12 protein-coding genes are annotated in these 17,174 nt (G+C 69.2%); 8 read left to right on the top strand and 4 right to left on the bottom strand.

Annotated elements, in window-relative coordinates; translation table 11 throughout:
* Positions 1-142: 142 nt before the first annotated feature.
* Positions 143-916 carry an IclR family transcriptional regulator gene (locus tag ABD366_RS15565; RefSeq protein ID WP_324776712.1) on the bottom strand — a complete coding sequence of 258 codons (774 nt, stop codon included), beginning with the start codon at positions 914-916 and terminating at the stop codon, positions 143-145.
* Positions 917-1,210: 294 nt separating this feature from the next.
* Here ABD366_RS15565 and metH point away from each other — a divergent pair, with 294 nt between their 5' ends.
* The 4 genes from metH to ABD366_RS15545 all read left to right on the top strand — a co-directional run bounded on the left by metH (position 1,211) and on the right by ABD366_RS15545 (position 9,149).
* Entirely contained in the window at positions 1,211-4,720 is a 3,510-nt protein-coding gene (metH, locus tag ABD366_RS15560) for a methionine synthase (RefSeq protein ID WP_344441892.1), read from the top strand.
* Positions 4,721-4,818: 98 nt separating this feature from the next.
* The gene (locus ABD366_RS15555) at positions 4,819-5,514 is read left to right on the top strand and encodes an HAD family hydrolase (RefSeq protein ID WP_324771659.1); all 696 of its coding nucleotides are present in this window, start codon (positions 4,819-4,821) and stop codon (positions 5,512-5,514) included.
* A gap of 357 nt (positions 5,515-5,871) precedes the next feature.
* A complete protein-coding gene (locus tag ABD366_RS15550) occupies positions 5,872-7,479 on the top strand; it encodes an ABC transporter substrate-binding protein (RefSeq protein ID WP_324771660.1) in 1,608 nt (535 codons plus the stop codon).
* 74 nt (positions 7,480-7,553) lie between these two features.
* Positions 7,554-9,149 (top strand): ABC transporter substrate-binding protein, encoded by a 1,596-nt coding sequence (locus ABD366_RS15545; RefSeq protein WP_324771661.1) that lies wholly within the window; start codon positions 7,554-7,556, stop codon positions 9,147-9,149.
* A gap of 106 nt (positions 9,150-9,255) precedes the next feature.
* Here ABD366_RS15545 and ABD366_RS15540 read toward each other — a convergent pair whose 3' ends face one another.
* Together ABD366_RS15540 and ABD366_RS15535 are read right to left on the bottom strand one after the other, a co-directional pair.
* Positions 9,256-9,927 carry a response regulator transcription factor gene (locus ABD366_RS15540; protein ID WP_324771662.1) on the bottom strand — a complete coding sequence of 224 codons (672 nt, stop codon included), beginning with the start codon at positions 9,925-9,927 and terminating at the stop codon, positions 9,256-9,258.
* 38 nt (positions 9,928-9,965) lie between these two features.
* On the bottom strand, positions 9,966-10,982 hold the full coding sequence (locus ABD366_RS15535) for a RecB family exonuclease (protein WP_324771663.1): 1,017 nt from the start codon (positions 10,980-10,982) through the stop codon (positions 9,966-9,968).
* Between the two features lie 175 nt (positions 10,983-11,157).
* Between ABD366_RS15535 and ABD366_RS15530 the strand changes: the two genes are divergently transcribed.
* The 3 genes from ABD366_RS15530 (at position 11,158) to ABD366_RS15520 (ending at position 14,650) form a co-directional block, all read left to right on the top strand.
* Positions 11,158-12,879, top strand: a complete 1,722-nt coding sequence (locus tag ABD366_RS15530) for a site-2 protease family protein (RefSeq protein WP_344441889.1) — start codon at positions 11,158-11,160, stop codon at positions 12,877-12,879.
* Positions 12,880-12,934: 55 nt separating this feature from the next.
* Entirely contained in the window at positions 12,935-13,840 is a 906-nt protein-coding gene (locus tag ABD366_RS15525; protein ID WP_324771665.1) for a tRNA (adenine-N1)-methyltransferase, read from the top strand.
* Between the two features lie 234 nt (positions 13,841-14,074).
* Complete coding sequence (locus ABD366_RS15520; protein ID WP_324771666.1) at positions 14,075-14,650, top strand: hypothetical protein; 576 nt, start codon at positions 14,075-14,077, stop codon at positions 14,648-14,650.
* A gap of 56 nt (positions 14,651-14,706) precedes the next feature.
* Here the strand turns inward: ABD366_RS15520 and ABD366_RS15515 are convergent, their stop codons facing one another.
* Complete coding sequence (locus ABD366_RS15515) at positions 14,707-15,021, bottom strand: ferredoxin (RefSeq protein WP_324771667.1); 315 nt, start codon at positions 15,019-15,021, stop codon at positions 14,707-14,709.
* A gap of 264 nt (positions 15,022-15,285) precedes the next feature.
* Between ABD366_RS15515 and arc the strand changes: the two genes are divergently transcribed.
* Positions 15,286-17,052: a proteasome ATPase gene (gene arc / locus ABD366_RS15510; protein ID WP_324771668.1), complete on the top strand. Its 1,767-nt coding sequence runs from the start codon at positions 15,286-15,288 to the stop codon at positions 17,050-17,052.
* Positions 17,053-17,174 lie beyond the last annotated feature (122 nt).

Here is a 17,174-nt window from a genome sequence, read left to right as displayed (position 1 = left end):
GAACGTGCCTATCGGTGACTCTGCGGTCATGGACGTGCATCGATGGTCGCGCGGGAAGGTGCACTCTGCATCTTGAGACCGCGCGCACACGCGAAAGCCCCGTCCGAGGACGGGGCATGCGGGTGGCGGCGGGCAGTGCGGATCAGAACCGGCTGGCGCCCAGATCGCGGGAGACGGCCCGGGCGCAGTCCCGCACGGCGGCGATCAGCTCGGGCCGCAGCGCGCCCTTGTCCTCGCTCATGCACACCCGCTCCACCGCCCCGGTGATACCGACCGCGCCGACCGGCATCCGGTGCCGGTCGTGGATCGGCGCCGCGACGGAGGCGACGCCCTCCCAGGTCTCCTCGACGTCCTCGGCGTACCCACGCGCACGGGTCAGGTCGAGCACCGACTCGAAACCCTCCAGCGTGGAGACCGTGCGCGCCGTGAACTCCCTGCGCTCGCTCTCCATGACCTCGCTGTGCGCCACGGGGTCGTACGCGGACAGGACCTTGCCCAGGGCCGTGGAGTGCAGCGGCTGCATCGCCCCGACCTCCAGGACCTGCCGGCTGTCGTCGGGCCGGAACACGTGGTGCACGATCAGCACGCCCTGCTGGTGCAGCACGCCCAGGTAGACGGCCTCCCCGCTGGAGCGGGCCAGATCGTCCGTCCAGACCAGCGCGCGCGCCCGCAGCTCGTGCACGTCCAGGTAGCTGTTGCCGAGGCGCAGCAGCTCCGCGCCCAGCTGGTATCGCCCCGACGCCGCGTCCTGCTCCACGAAGCCCTCCGCCTGCAGGGTGCGCAGGATGCCGTGGGCCGTGCCCTTGGCGAGGCCGACGGCGGAGGCGATGTCCGAGAGGCCGAGCCGCCGCTCACCGCCCGCGAGGAGTCGCAGCATCGCCGCGGCCCGTTCGAGCGACTGGATGTTGCGTGCCATCGCAGTCCCTTCCTCCCTCGGTTCCTCTCGAGCGACCAATGCCGCCAAGCAACGTTCGACAATGCTGAACAGTATCGGTCGTTGCCGACCTCCTGCTAATGCGGCGTGAGCCTATATTTCGACCCGTTTCCCGTCAGGAACCGCTCCCGGACAGTGTGGCGCGGTTGGGCCGTGCGGCGTTCCACGCCGTGGACGCTTCCGCGAACGGACCTTGGTCCCGGCTACCCTGGCCGGGTGCGCCTCCAGCAGTGGAGCCGCAAAGCCGACAGCCGTCGCACCTCAGGGAGCACTTTCATGGCCTCGTTGCCAACGCCCGCCGCCGATTCCCGCGCCCGTGTGGACGCCCTCCGCGAAGCCCTCGCCACCCGTGTCGTGGTGGCCGACGGCGCGATGGGCACCATGTTGCAGGCGCAGGATCCCACCCTCGACGACTTCCAGCAGCTCGAGGGCTGCAACGAGATCCTGAACATCACGCGTCCGGACATCGTGCGTTCGGTCCATGAGGCGTACTACGCGGTCGGTGTCGACTGTGTGGAGACGAACACGTTCGGCGCGAACCATGCGGCGCTGGGCGAGTACGACATTCCGGAGCGGGTCTTCGAGCTGTCGGAGTCCGGGGCCCGGGTGGCCCGCGAGGTCGCGGATGAGTTCACCGCGTCGACGGGTCAGCAGCGCTGGGTGCTGGGCTCGATCGGCCCGGGCACCAAGCTGCCCACCCTGGGCCACGCCCCCTACACGACCCTGCGCGACGCCTATCAGCGCAATGCGGAGGGCCTGATCGCGGGCGGCGCGGACGCCCTGCTGGTGGAGACGACCCAGGACCTCCTGCAGACCAAGGCGTCGATCATCGGGGCCCGCCGCGCCCTGGAGGCGACCGGCGCGAACCTGCCGGTGATCTGCTCGGTGACGGTGGAGACGACCGGCACGATGCTGCTCGGCTCGGAGATCGGCGCGGCGCTGACCGCGCTCGAGCCGCTGGGCATCGACATGATCGGCCTGAACTGTGCGACCGGCCCGGCGGAGATGAGCGAGCACCTGCGCTACCTCTCCCGGCATTCGCGGATCCCGATCTCGGCGATGCCGAACGCGGGCCTGCCGGTGCTGACCAAGGACGGCGCGCACTACCCGCTGAGCGCCGAGGAGCTCGCGGACGCGCAGGAGACGTTCGTGCGCGAGTACGGACTTTCGCTGGTGGGCGGCTGCTGCGGTACCACGCCCGAGCATCTGCGCCAGGTCGTGGAGCGGGTCCGCGGCACCCGGCCCACCGTGCGCGAGCCGCGCCCCGAGCCGGGCGCCGCCTCCCTCTACCAGACGGTCCCGTTCCGCCAGGACACCGCCTATATGGCGATCGGCGAGCGGACGAACGCCAACGGGTCGAAGAAGTTCCGTGAGGCGATGCTGGAGGGCCGCTGGGACGACTGCGTGGAGATGGCCCGCGAGCAGATCCGCGAGGGCGCGCACATGCTCGACCTGTGCGTGGACTATGTCGGCCGGGACGGCGCCGCCGACATGGAGGAGCTCGCCGGCCGCTTCGCCACCGCCTCCACCCTGCCCATCGTCCTGGACTCCACCGAGGTCCCGGTGCTGCGGGCGGGGTTGGAGAAGCTGGGCGGGCGCGCGGTCCTGAACTCGGTGAACTACGAGGACGGGGACGGCCCGGAGTCCCGTTTCGCGAAGGTCACCCAGCTCGCCCAGGAGCACGGCGCCGCGCTGATCGCGCTGACCATCGACGAGGAGGGCCAGGCCCGCACGGTCGAGCACAAGGTCGCCATCGCTGAGCGCCTGATCGAGGACCTGACGACGAACTGGGGCATCCACGAGTCGGACATCCTCATCGACTGCCTGACCTTCACGATCTGTACGGGTCAGGAGGAGTCCCGGGGCGACGGCATCGCCACCATCGAGGCGATCCGGGAGCTGAAGCGGCGCCGCCCGGACGTGCAGACCACGCTGGGCCTGTCGAACATCTCGTTCGGGCTGAACCCGGCCGCCCGGATCGTGCTGAACTCCGTCTTCCTGGACGAGTGTGTGAAGGCGGGGCTGGATTCGGCGATCGTGCACGCCTCGAAGATCCTCCCCATCGCCCGCTTCGACGAGGAGCAGGTGCAGACCGCCCTCGATCTGATCTACGACCGGCGGGCCGAGGGCTACGACCCGCTGCAGAAGCTGATGGCGCTGTTCGAAGGTGCGACGGCGAAGTCGCTGAAGGCGGGCAAGGCCGAGGAGTTGGCCGCGCTGCCGTTGGAGGAGCGGCTCAAGGCCCGCATCATCGACGGCGAGAAGAACGGCCTGGACCAGGACCTGGAAGAGGCCCTGCAGACCACGCCCGCTCTGGACATCGTCAACAACACCCTTCTTGAGGGCATGAAGGTCGTCGGTGAGCTGTTCGGTTCGGGGCAGATGCAGTTGCCGTTCGTGCTCCAGTCGGCCGAGGTGATGAAGAACGCGGTCGCCTATCTGGAGCCGCACATGGAGAAGTCCGACGCGGAGGGCAAGGGCACCATCGTGCTGGCCACCGTGCGCGGCGACGTGCATGACATCGGCAAGAACCTGGTCGACATCATCCTGTCCAACAACGGCTACAACGTGGTCAACCTCGGGATCAAGCAGCCGGTCTCGGCGATCCTGGAGGCGGCCGAGGAGCACAAGGCCGACGTGATCGGCATGTCGGGGCTGCTGGTCAAGTCGACGGTGATCATGAAGGAGAACCTTCAGGAGCTCAACCAGCGCAAGATGGCCGCCGACTTCCCGGTGATCCTCGGCGGCGCCGCGCTGACCCGCGCCTACGTCGAGCAGGACCTGCACGAGATCTACGAGGGCGAAGTCCGCTACGCCCGCGACGCGTTCGAGGGTCTGCGGCTGATGGACGCCCTGATCGCGGTCAAGCGGGGCGTGCCCGGCGCCACCCTGCCCGAACTGAAACAACGCCGGGTCAAGGCGAGCAACGTAACCGTCGAGGAGCAGCCCGACGAGGGGCCCGCACGCTCCGACGTCGCCATCGACAACCCGCTCCCCGAGCCGCCGTTCCGCGGCACCCGCGTCATCAAGGGCATCCAGCTCAAGGAGTACGCGTCCTGGCTCGACGAGGGCGCCCTGTTCAAGGGCCAGTGGGGCCTGAAGCAGGCGCGTACCGGGAACGGGCCCACGTACGACGAACTGGTGGAGACCGAGGGACGGCCGCGGCTGCGCGGCTGGCTCGACGAACTGCACACCAAGAACATGCTCGAGGCGGCCGTCGTCTACGGCTACTTCCCCTGCGTGTCCAAGGGCGACGACCTGATCATCCTGGACGACGACGGGAACGAGCGGACCCGCTTCACCTTCCCGCGCCAGCGCCGCGGCCGGCGCCTGTGCCTGGCCGACTTCTTCCGCCCGGAGGAGTCCGGCGAGACCGACGTCGTCGGACTCCAGGTCGTCACCGTCGGCTCGAAGATCGGCGAGGCCACCGCCGAACTGTTCGCCGCCGACTCCTACCGCGACTACCTCGAACTGCACGGCCTCTCCGTCCAGCTGGCCGAGGCCCTCGCCGAGTACTGGCACGCCCGCGTCCGCTCCGAGCTGGGCTTCGCCGGCGAGGACCCGGCCGCGATGGAGGACATGTTCGCCCTGAAGTACCGAGGCGCGCGCTTCTCCCTCGGCTACGGCGCCTGCCCGAACCTGGAGGACCGCGCCAAGATCGCCGACCTGCTCGAGCCCGAGCGGATCGGCGTCCACCTCTCCGAGGAGTTCCAGCTCCACCCCGAGCAGTCCACGGACGCGATCGTCATCCACCACCCGGAAGCGAAGTACTTCAACGCGCGGTAATCATCACCGTCGTACACTGGTCGGTCCAGCACAGGCCGGTCGCCCTCCCGCTCCAGGAGGGTGACCGGCCTTCTCGTCCCTCATGGAGGTGTACTCGGATGACCAGTACGGTCCCCGCACTCGGTACCCGAACGGCCGAAGGCTCCACACTTCAGGCCGTGCTCCTCGACATGGACGGAACCCTCGTCGACACGGAGGGATTCTGGTGGGACGCCGAGAGCGCCGTCTTCGCCGATCTCGGCCACACGCTCGACCCCGCCTGGCAGCAGGTCGTCGTCGGCGGCCCCATGACCCGCAGCGCGGGCTTCCTCATCGAGGCGACCGGCGCCGACATCACCATCCCCGAGGTGACCGTCCTGCTCAACGACGCCTTCGAGCGGCGCATCGCCCAGTCGCTGCCGCTGATGCCGGGCGCCGCGAGACTCCTCGCCGAACTGGCCGCGCACGAAGTGCCCACGGCGCTCGTCTCCGCCTCCCACCGCCGCATCATCGACCGGGTCCTGCACTCGCTCGGCGCACAGCACTTCCGCCTCACCGTCGCCGGCGACGAGGTCTCCCGCACCAAGCCCCACCCCGACCCGTATCTGATCGCCGCCTCCGGGCTGAGCGCCGAACCCGCGCGCTGCGCCGTCATCGAGGACACCGCCACCGGGGTCGCCGCCGCCGAGGCCGCGGGCTGTCACGTCGTCGCCGTCCCGTCCGTCGCCCCGATCGAACCGGCCCACCGGCGCACCGTCGTGCCCTCCCTCGAACATGTCAACGTGCCATTCCTGCATGGCCTGATGACGCTCTGACGGCCGCCGGTTGGCTGAATCACCGCGCACACCAAGCCAGTTGAATGTGTGACCTTTCCCACTCGGTAGGGGGTCGACAGGCGTGGCGGGCCGTGCTGCGCAAGCGCTTCGAGGGCTTCTGGGCGTGCCTTTGTGTCCCGATTGGTCGCCCCCTGCGCCGAACCTTCCTCCTGAGGTGTTTTCGGTGCGTCCACGCCTGATTCCGCTCCGTGATGGGCGCCGGACTCCAGCGCCTGCGGGCCGCGACGGCGGGCCCATTAATGTCGTCGCGAGAACATCGACGTAACCCACCCGTGTCCCGCGCGCATCACCCTTGCCCCAGGCCCACGGGATCGACAGCTCTGGAGAACTTCGAGCATGAACCGCAAGACTTTGGTGCTGCCGGCCGTCATCGGTCTGCTTGCCCCCGTGCTCGTCGCGTGCGGCGGGTCCGACAGTGGGAGCGAGGGCGGCGACGGAATCGCCGTGGGCACCACCGACCGGTTCGTGGCGTCGAAGTCCACCCCCGCCCCGTTCGACCCGGCCGACGCCTACGACGTCGGCTCGTGGAACGTGCTGCGCCAGACCGTGCAGACGCTGATGGCGATGCCCCGCAGCGGCAGCGGCGACCCCGTGCCCGACGCCGCCGAGAGCTGCATCTTCACCGACACCGGCAGCGAGCGGTACGTCTGCAAGCTCCGCAAGGACCTGAAGTTCGCCGACGGCAGCCCGATCACGGCAGCCGACGTGAAGTACTCCATCGACCGCGTCCGCACCATCAAGAGCGCCAGCATGGTGTACGGCCTGCTCTCCACGATCGACACGGTCGAGACGCAGGGCGACAACCAGGTGATCTTCCACCTGAACACCCCGGACGCGACCTTCCCGTACAAGCTGGCCACGCCCGTCGCAGGCATCGTCAACCCCGACGACTACTCGAAGAAGGCGCTGCGCAACGGCTTCGAGATCGACGGATCCGGCCCGTACACGATGAAGGCCGAGGTCAAGGACAAGACCCTCGTCAAGGCCGTCTTCACCAAGAACCCCAACTACAAGGGTCAGTTGAAGCCGAAGAACAACGAGGTGTCCCTCGTCTCCTTCGCCGACGCCGACGTCATGGGCAAGGCGCTGGAGAAGGGCGACGTCGACGTGATGACGCGCGCCATGTCCCCGGAGCAGATCAGCACGTACTCGACCAACCCGCCCAAGAACATCAACCTGGTCGAGACGCCGGGCATGGAGATCCGCTACATCGGCTTCGACACCGCCTCGGGCGCTACCAAGGACAAGGCCGTCCGCCAGGCCATGGCGCAGCTCGTGGACCGCGGCGAGCTCATCTCCGAGGTGTACGGCACCACCGCCGACCCGCTGTACACGCTGGTGCCCGCGGGCGTCACGGGCCACCAGAACTCGTTCTTCAACAAGTACGGCGACCCGGACCGCTCGAAGGCCGCGGGCATGCTGAGCCGGGCCAACATCACCACGCCCGTCAAGCTCACCCTGCACTACACGACCGACCACTACGGCTCGGCCACCAAGAAGGAGTTCGAGGTCCTGCAGAAGCAGCTGAACTCCAGCGGCCTGTTCGACGTCGACATCGACGGCAAGCTCTGGGACACCTTCCGCGCCGATGAGCTCAAGGGCAAGTACGGCGTCTACGGCATGGGCTGGTTCCCCGACTTCCCGGACGCGGACAGCTTCCTCGCGCCGTTCCTCGACAAGGACAACACCATCGCGTCCCCGTACGCGAACAGCACCATCCGCGGCCAGCTGATCCCGGCCGAGCGCCGCGAGGCCGACCGGCTCACCGCCTCCAAGAGCCTGCAGCAGATCCAGAACATCGTCGCCGATGACGTGCCGCTCCTGCCGCTGTGGCAGGGCAAGCAGTACGTCGCCGCGCGCGACGACATCACGGGCGTGGAGCGGGCGCTGTCCTCCTCCTCGGTCCTCCAGCTGTGGGAACTGGGCCGCGGCATCAGCGACTGAGTTCTCCGTGGGGCCGGCCCCGAGGACGAGGCCGGCCCCGCCACGTACCGCACGAACGACGACAAGGCACGACCGTGAGAAATCGCGAGAAGCGGCTGATCCTGCCCCTCGGCGTAAGCCTCGCCGCGGCACTGCTGTCCGGCTGCGGCGCGGACCAGGGCGGCTCGGGCGGCTCCGGCGGCACCGGCGACTCGCTGGTCATGGGCATGTCCGACGACATCCAGGCCACCGACCCGGCCTCCGGCTACGACCCGGGCTCCTGGCTGCTGTTCAACAACGTCTTCCAGTCCTTGCTCAGCTTCCCCAAGGGCGGCACCGAACCGCAGCCCGAGGCGGCCAAGGAGTGCCACTTCAGCGACTCGGCCACCAAGGCCTACTCGTGCACCCTGCGCCCCGGGCTGCAGTTCAGCAACGGCAACGCGCTGACGTCGAAGGACGTCAAGTACTCGTTCGACCGCATGCGGAACATCAACGACGACGCCGGTCCCGCCATCATGTTCCCGATGCTGGACAAGGTCGAGACGCCGGACGACAACACCGTCGTGTTCGACCTCAAGTACGCCGACGCGACCTTCCCCAGCAAGATCGCCTCCGGCGCCGGCTCGATCGTCGACCACACCGTGTACCCGGCCGACGCCCTGCGCGAGGACGGCAAGGCCGTCGGCTCGGGCCCGTACCGGCTCGACTCGTTCGACAAGAAGCAGGCGACCTTCTCCGTCAACGGCCGGTACCGGGGCACCGCCAAGGTCAAGAACTCCGGCGTCACCATGAAGTTCTTCCACGGTGACCAGGCGGGCCTGAAGAAGTCCCTGCTCGACGGGGGCGTCGACCTCGCCTACCGCGGCCTCGCCGCCAAGGACGTCGCCGACATCGAGGCCGCCACCGGCGAGGACGCCGAGAAGCTCGACGTCGTCGAGGGCACCAGCGCCGAGGTCCAGCACCTCGTCTTCAACATGAAGGACCCCGTCGCCGGCAATCTCGCCGTCCGCAAGGCGATGGCCTATCTGATCGACCGCGACGCCCTCATCGACAAGGTCTACGACAACACCGCGACCTCGCTGTACTCGATCATCCCGGCGGGCATCAGCGGCCACAACACCGCGTTCTTCGACACGTACGGCGCCCGCCCCTCCCCGGGCAAGGCCCGGTCCACGCTGCGCGCCGCCGGCCTCACCGGCAAGACCGAGCTGACGCTCTGGTCCACGCCGACGCGCTACGGCCCGGCCACCGACGCCGAGTTGAAGGCCATCGCCGAACAGCTCAACGCGAGCGGCCTCTTCGACGCGGACGTCAAGTCCGTCCCCTTCGCCCAGTACGAACGGGACATCAAGTCCGGCAAGTACGGCGTCTACGTCAAGGGCTGGGTGCCCGACTATCCGGACCCGGACAACTTCACCCAGCCGTTCTTCGGCGACGGCAACGTCCTCGGGAACAACTACACCAACAGCACCATCACCGGCACGATCATCCCGCGGACCGGCGCCCAGAGCGACCGCGCCGCCACCACCGAACAGTACGAGCGGCTCCAGGACATCGTCGCCCGGCAACTGCCGATCCTGCCGGTGTGGCAGGCCAAGCAGTACGCCGTCGCCCGCGACAACGTGTACGGCCTGGAGAACTGCCTCGACGCGTCGACCGTCTTCCGGTTCTGGGAGATCAGCAAGGGCTGACCGGCCCACACGTACACACGAAGGCGGCGGCCACCTCCGGGTGACCGCCGCCTTCGTATGCACACCGTCTTCTCCTACGCACGCGCACGTAGTCCGTGTCCGCGGGCTACTGGGCGCCCGGCCGCACCAGGCCGCTCTCGTACGCGTACACGGCCGCCTGCACCCGGTCGCGCAGCCCCAACTTCGTGAGCACATGGCCGACATGGGTCTTCACGGTCGTCTCGCTGACGAACAGATCAGCCGCGATCTCCGCGTTCGACAGACCCCGCGCCACCAGCTTGAGCACCTCGACCTCGCGCTCGGTCAGCGTGTGCAGCGTGTCCGGCACCGGCTCGTCGCCCGACGGGAGATGGTCCGCGTACTTGTCGAGCAGCCGGCGCGTGATGCTCGGCGCGAGCATCGCCTCACCGCCGGCGACCACACGGATCGCCTGCGCCAGCTCGTTCGCCGGAGCATCCTTGAGGAGGAAGCCGCTGGCCCCCGCCTTCAGCGCCTCCACGACGTACTCGTCGAGATCGAACGTCGTCAGGACCAGCACCTTCGCCGGACCGGCCTTGTCGGGACCGGTGATCTGCCGGGTCGCCTCGACACCGTCCATCCGCGGCATCCGGATGTCCATGAGCACCACATCGGGCTGCAACGCCCGCACCTGATCGAGCGCCTGGAGGCCGTCCCCGGCCTCGCCGACGACCGCGATGTCCTGCTCGGCCTCCAGAATCATGCGGAAACCGGTACGCAGCAGCGGCTGGTCATCGACCAGTAGGACGCGGATGGCCACGAAACTCTCCTTCGATAGTCCGGCCCCATTCTGCCCTGCTAGGCCTGGCCGGACTCGGCCACCCTGACCTGAAGCGGCTGCGCCTCCCGGGGGACGACCGCCGGACCGCCGGCCGGACCGTGGGTCTGATCGCCCGTCGGATCGCCCGTGGAGCGCACGGGAAGCGGATACGGCGGGGGAGTGCCGCCGAATTCCGGACAGACGGCCTGGTGGTCGCACCAACCGCACAGCTTCGTCGGCCGCGTCCGCCACTCCCCGGTCTCGGTGGCCTCCCGGATCGCGTCCCACAGCGCGTGCAGCTTGCGCTCCACCCGCTCCAGATCTGCGATCACCGGGTCGTACGTCAGCACGTCCCCGCTCCCCAGATACACGAGCTGCAACCGCCGCGGCACGACGTTCTTCAGCCGCCACACCACCAGCGCGTAGAACTTCATCTGGAACAGCGCGCCCTCGGCGTACTCGGGCCGGGGCGCCTTGCCCGTCTTGTAGTCGACGATCCGCACCTCGCCGGTGGGCGCCACATCGACCCGGTCGATGATCCCGCGCAGCTTGAGCCCCGACTCCAGCTGGGCCTCGACGAACAACTCCCGCTCGGCGGGCTCGAGGCGGGTCGGGTCCTCCAGCGTGAACCACCGCTCGACGAGCCGCTCCGCATCGCCGAGCCAGCGCGTCATCCGCTCGCCCTCGGCATCGTCGGCGAACAGCTCGCCCAGCTCCGGCCTGGCCTCCCGCAGCCGGTCCCACTGGCCCGGAATCAGCGACTTGGCCCGCGGCGCGGTCCGCTCCCCGGCCGGCGCGTCGAACAATCTCTCCAGTACGGCATGGACCAGCGTGCCCCGCGTCGCCGCCTCGCTCGGCTTCTCCGGCAGCTTGTCGATCACCCGGAACCGGTACAGCAACGGGCACTGCATGAAATCGCTCGCGCGCGACGGCGAGAGCGAGGCCGGCGCGACAGCCGTGACGGCCGCGACGCTGGCGGTGACGGCCTCGCCGGGGCCGCTCTCGGGGCCGGACTCCGGGCTCGTCCCCGGTCCCGACTCGGTACTGGTCTCCATGTCCCACGACGATACGGCCCGCCACTGACAGTCAGGCACCTGCGCGTCCCCGGCGTCTTGCGTAGCGTGGCCCGGGGGAGTCGCCCGGGGCCGCCGGACACTGTCCGCATACCATCGACGCCAGAACGTCCCGCTCCGGCGGGAAACGCTCGAACGAGGGGACCGAGGGATCACCGTGGACGAGAGCGGGCAGCCGCAGTCCGGCACCGGCGGGGCGACGCCGCCCGCGGGCGACCCCGGGGGGCGTCCCGCGCAGGCCCGGCCCCTGGCCGTGAACGACAACGGGCAGCCCCGATCCGCCCCGGGCGAGCCGGCCCCGCCCGCGGGCGGCACCGGCGAGCACCCTGCGCAGGCCCGGCCCTTCGCCGTGGACGAAAACGGGCAGCCCCGATCCGCCCCGCCCGCGGGCGACACCGGTGAGCATCCTGCGCAGGCCCGGCCCGACTCCACCCCGGGCGGCACGGACGCGGCCCCGCCGCAGGAGCCCCCGAAGACCCCGGGCACCAGCCAAGGCCCCAGCGCCGGTCAGGAGCCTGGCTCCGATCACGGGTCCGGCATCAGCCAGGCCCCCAGTAGCGCAGGCGGCCCGGCCACCGGGGCTCCCACGGGGGACGGCCCCACCACCGGCGCCTCCGGAAGCCGTCCCACCGGCGCCGACGAAACCCCGGCCCAGCACCCCTACGACACCCACCCCGACCGCGCCGCCGCCACCTCCGGCAAGCGCAAGGGGCCGACGAAGCCGCCGAACCCGCGCGGCGGCATCCTCATGGGACGCCCCTTCGGCGTGCCGGTCTACGTCGCCCCCAGCTGGTTCCTCGTGGCCGCGCTGATCACCTGGGTGTTCGGCGGCCAGCTCGACCGCGTGCTGCCCGAGCTCGGCGCCGCCCGCTACCTGGTCTCCCTCTTCTTCGCGGTCGCGTTCTACGCCTCCGTACTCGTCCACGAACTCGCCCACACCGTCGCCGCCCTGCGCTTCAAGCTCCCGGTCCGCCGGATCCAGCTGCAGTTCTTCGGCGGCGTCTCCGAGATCGAGAAGGAATCCGAGACCCCGGGCCGCGAGTTCATCCTCGCCTTCGTCGGCCCCCTGCTCTCCCTCGTCCTCTCCGGCGTCTTCTACCTCGGCATGATGGCGGTCGAGCCCGCCACCGTCCCCGGCGTGCTCCTCGCGGGCCTGATGGTCTCCAACCTCATCGTCGCCGCGTTCAACCTGCTGCCCGGCCTGCCCCTGGACGGCGGCCGCATGCTCCGCGCCGTCGTCTGGAAGATCACCGGCAAGCCCATGAGCGGCACGATCGCCGCCGCCTGGGTGGGCCGCGCCCTCGCCGTCACCGTCCTCATCGGCCTGCCCCTGCTCACCCAGACCGGCGCCCTCGGCGGAAACGCGGAAGACGTCAGCGGCATGGACACCGTCACCGACGCCCTCCTCGCCGCGATCCTCGCCGCGATCATCTGGACCGGCGCCGGCAACAGCCTCCGCATGGCCCGCCTGCGCGAACACCTCCCGGAACTGCGCGCCCGCACCCTCACCCGCCGCGCCGTCCCCGTCGAAGCCGCGACCCCGCTCTCCGAGGCGCTGCGCCGGGCCAACGAGTCGGGAGCCCGCGCCCTCGTCGTCGTCGATGTCGACGGCGAACCCCGCTCCCTGGTCCGCGAGGCCGCCATCGTCGGCGTTCCCGAGCACCGCCGCCCCTGGGTCGCCGTCAGCGGCCTCGCCCAGGACCTCACGGACGGGATGCGCGTCTCCGCCGAACTGGCGGGGGAGGACCTCCTCGACACCCTCCGCGCGACCCCGGCGACCGAGTACCTCGTCGTCGAGAACAACGGCGCGATCTACGGCGTCCTGTCCGCCGCCGACGTGGAGCGCGCGTTCGTCAAGGCCATGGCCCGACCCTCGTAGAACGCCCGTGAGCGGTGTGGTCGGCGGGCGCCCCCAGGGCCGGTAGGCTGGTCACATGTCCGAACCGACCGGTGCCGCCCGCCGACGCGGGCCCTTCAAGGTCGGGGACCAGGTACAGCTGACCGACCCCAAGGGCCGCCACTACACGTTCACGCTCGAGGACGGGAAGAACTTCCACACCCACAAGGGTTCCTTCCCGCACGACGAGCTGATCGGCGCTCCCGAGGGCAGCGTTGTCCGCACCACCGGAAACGTCGCCTACCTCGCGCTGCGCCCCCTGCTCCCCGACTACGTCCTGTCCATGCCCCGCGGCGCCGCCGTGGTCTACCCCAAGGACGCGGGGCAGATCCTGGCCTTCGCCGACATCTTCCCCGGCGCACGCGTCGTCGAAGCGGGCGTGGGCTCCGGCTCCCTCAGCAGCTTCCTGCTGCGCGCCATCGGCGACGAGGGCATGCTGCACTCCTACGAGCGCCGCGAGGACTTCGCCGAGATCGCCAAGGGCAACGTCGAGCGCTACTTCGGCGGCCCGCACCCGGCTTGGCAGCTGACCGTCGGCGACCTCCAGGACAACCTCACCGACGGCGACGTCGACCGCGTCATCCTCGACATGCTCGCTCCCTGGGAGTGCCTGGACGTCGTCAAGAAGGCGCTCGTCCCCGGCGGCATCCTGTGCTGCTACGTGGCCACGACCACGCAGCTCGCCCGCACCGTCGAGTCCATCCGCGAGATCGGCTGCTTCAACGAGCCCACCTCGTGGGAGTCGATGATCCGCAACTGGCACGTGGAAGGCCTCGCCGTCCGCCCCGACCACCGGATGATCGGCCACACCGGCTTCCTGCTGACCGCCCGCCGCCTCGCGGACGGCGTCGAGCCGCCCATGCGCCGCCGCCGCCCCGCCAAGGGCGCCTACGGCGAGGACTACGACGGTCCGAACGCCGACGGCGGCAACCGCGGCCGCTGAGCCGACGGCCGGCCGCCCCACAGGAACGTACGACCGCACAACGCTGTGACACCGCCGCCGAGTTCCCCTTGATGTACGGGAACTCGGCGGCGGCGTCCGTTCGTTGACACAGCGGCAGCACCACAACCAGGAGCACTCCGCAGAAACGCGAGACCCCGCCGTTCCCCTGCACTGTGACGTATGGCACGATGCTGGCCACCCCCACCGGCACAGCCCTCACAGGAGACACTCCTAGTGCAGCAACCCGCCGTCCCGGAACTGGCGCACACCACCACCCGACCCATCCACTGGCTGGCCACCGCGGCGGCGCTCGCCGCCGTCGTCGCCGCCTCCGGCTTCCTCCAGCCCGGCGCCGCCACCGCGGCCCAGGCCGAATCCACCGCGCCCGGCACCACCTCGGCGGCCCTCGCGCCGCCCGATCCGGCCGCGGTCCACTTCCCGCTCAACTGCGGCCCGGTCGAGGTCGTCGTCCAGAAGAAGGCCTCCGGCGACCTCGACGGCGACGGCAGGCCCGAGACGGTCGCGGTCGTCCGCTGCGACGCGGGCTCCGGCACCCCGCCCAACGGGGTCTACGTCCTCACCCAGGCCCCGGGAGCCAAGCCCCGGGTCGTCGCCACACTCGTCGACCCGAAGGACGGGTTCTCCGTCAGCGCCTTCGACGTACGCGACGAAGCCGTCACCGCCACCCTCGACGGCTACTCCTCCGACGCCGTCCCGCGCTACCGCCCCGACATCCACGACCGGGCCAAGTGGCAGTGGAAGAACGGGACGTTCGCCCGCTCCACCCCGGCCAAGGCCGACAGCGTCTGAGACACGACAAGAAGGGCCCCGCACACCGGTGATCCGGTATGCGGGGCCCTTCACCGTCACGCCGCGTCGGGGCCGTACACCTCGACGCTGTCCGAAACGCGGCGTACATGGATGCAGTCACCCGGGCACTCCTTCGCGGACGCCACTACATCCGTGAGGAGCGGAAGGGGTACGGGCGTTGAGGCACCGGCGTCCTGCAACAGCTCGTCGTCCGGGCTCTTCACATATGCGAGACCGTCGATGTCCAGCTCGAAGACCTCCGGCGCGTACTGGGCGCAGATCCCGTCACCTGTGCACAGGTCCTGGTCGATCCACACCTCCAGCGGAACGCTGCTCCCGGTGCCGGATCCGGCCTCTTGCTGCACGGTCATGTCTCCTGCCGTTTCCTGCGTCGTGGCCCCGGAAAACCGACTTCACAGGAGCAAGTCGGGCCAGGCCTGACGGGTGTTGAACAGTTCGACCCTACAACCGCCCGCTTTCCGATGTTGTTGGGTGGGTATTCCACTGGCGTGAGGGAGAGCGCAAGGGTGAAGATCAGACACTCCTCGACCGTCTTTGTGATCTAGGGGTTTCAATCAACACCCACCCAGGTAGGGTCTGGAAGCGTCCAGCTCCCCTTGGAGGAGGTGAGGACCGTGGCAGCCCACGACGACGACATCAACCGCGGCATCCGCCCGGGACGAGGGTCCGACGACCCCGCCGGTCAGATTGCCTATCTCGAGCAGGAAATCGCCGTCCTGCGGCGCAAGCTCGCCGACTCTCCGCGTCATACGAGGATTCTCGAAGAGCGGATCGTCGAGCTGCAGACAAATCTGGCCGGCGTGTCCGCTCAGAACGAACGACTCGCGAACACACTCCGCGAGGCCCGCGACCAGATCGTGGCCCTCAAGGAGGAAGTCGACCGGCTCGCACAGCCGCCGGCCGGCTTCGGAGTCTTCCTCGTGGCAAACGAGGACGGCACCGCCGACATCTTCACCGGCGGCCGAAAACTCCGGGTGAACGTGAGCCCGAGCGTCGAGCTCGAAGAGCTCAGGCGCGGCCAGGAAGTCATGCTCAACGAAGCGCTCAACGTGGTCGAGGCCATGGAGTTCGAGAGCGTCGGCGACATCGTCACCCTCAAGGAGATCCTCGAGGACGGCGAGCGCGCCCTTGTCACCGGGCACACCGACGAGGAGAGGGTGGTCCGGCTCGCCGAACCCCTGCTCGACGTCGTCATCCGCCCCGGCGACGCCCTGCTTCTCGAACCCCGTTCCGGCTATGTCTACGAGGTCGTACCGAAGAGCGAAGTAGAGGAACTCGTCCTCGAAGAGGTCCCGGACATCGGCTACGAACAGATCGGCGGCCTGGGCAACCAGATCGAGCTGATCCGCGACGCGGTCGAGCTGCCCTACCTCTACCCGGACCTCTACCGGGAGCACGAACTGCGGCCGCCGAAGGGCGTCCTGCTGTACGGGCCCCCCGGCTGCGGTAAGACCCTGATCGCCAAGGCAGTCGCCAACTCCCTTGCCAAGAAGGTCGCCGAGGTGACCGGACAGGGCCAGGGCAAGAGCTTCTTCCTCAACATCAAGGGTCCTGAGCTTCTCAACAAGTACGTCGGTGAGACCGAGCGGCAGATCCGCCTCGTCTTCCAGCGTGCCCGTGAGAAGGCCAGCGAGGGCACCCCCGTCATCGTCTTCTTCGACGAGATGGAGTCCCTGTTCCGCACCCGTGGCTCCGGTGTCAGCTCGGACGTGGAGAACACCATCGTCCCGCAGCTGCTCGCCGAGATCGACGGCGTGGAAGGCCTGCAGAACGTGGTGGTGATCGGTGCCTCGAACCGTGAGGACATGATCGACCCCGCCATCCTGCGGCCCGGACGACTCGATGTGAAGATCAAGATCGAGCGCCCGGACGCCGAAGCGGCCAAGGACATCTTCGGGAAGTACCTCACCCAGCGCCTGCCCCTGCACGCCGACGACCTCGGCGAGCACAGCAGCGACCGGGCGGCCACGGTGGCCAATATGATCCAGACCGCCGTGGAGCACATGTACGCGGAATCCGAGGAGAACCGCTTCCTCGAAGTCACGTACGCCAATGGAGACAAGGAAGTCCTGTACTTCAAGGACTTCAACTCCGGCGCAATGATCGAGAACATCGTCGGCCGTGCCAAGAAGATGGCCATCAAGGCCTTCCTCGAGCAGAAGCAGAAGGGCCTCAGGGTCTCTCATCTTCTCCAGGCCTGCATCGACGAGTTCAAGGAGAACGAGGACCTGCCCAACACCACGAACCCGGACGACTGGGCCCGGATCTCCGGAAAGAAGGGCGAGCGGATCGTCTACATCCGCACCCTTGTCACCGGAAAGCAGGGCGCGGACACCGGACGTTCCATCGACACGGTGGCGAACACCGGTCAATACCTGTAAAAGACAGGGTGGCTGCGGGTGCCCGGACCGGGTGCCCGCAGCCCGTTGTTTTTCCGGGCAACTACCACGCAGCCACCCGCTCGATGTCGGAGCGAAGCAATGACGCAAATGATCTCCCCACC

Source organism: Streptomyces kunmingensis, from assembly GCF_039533535.1.
In the GTDB taxonomy this organism is placed as follows: Bacteria; Actinomycetota; Actinomycetes; order Streptomycetales; family Streptomycetaceae; genus Streptomyces; species Streptomyces kunmingensis.
Note: the sequence above shows the minus strand (reverse complement) of the source record. Positions and strands in the feature narration are given on the sequence as shown.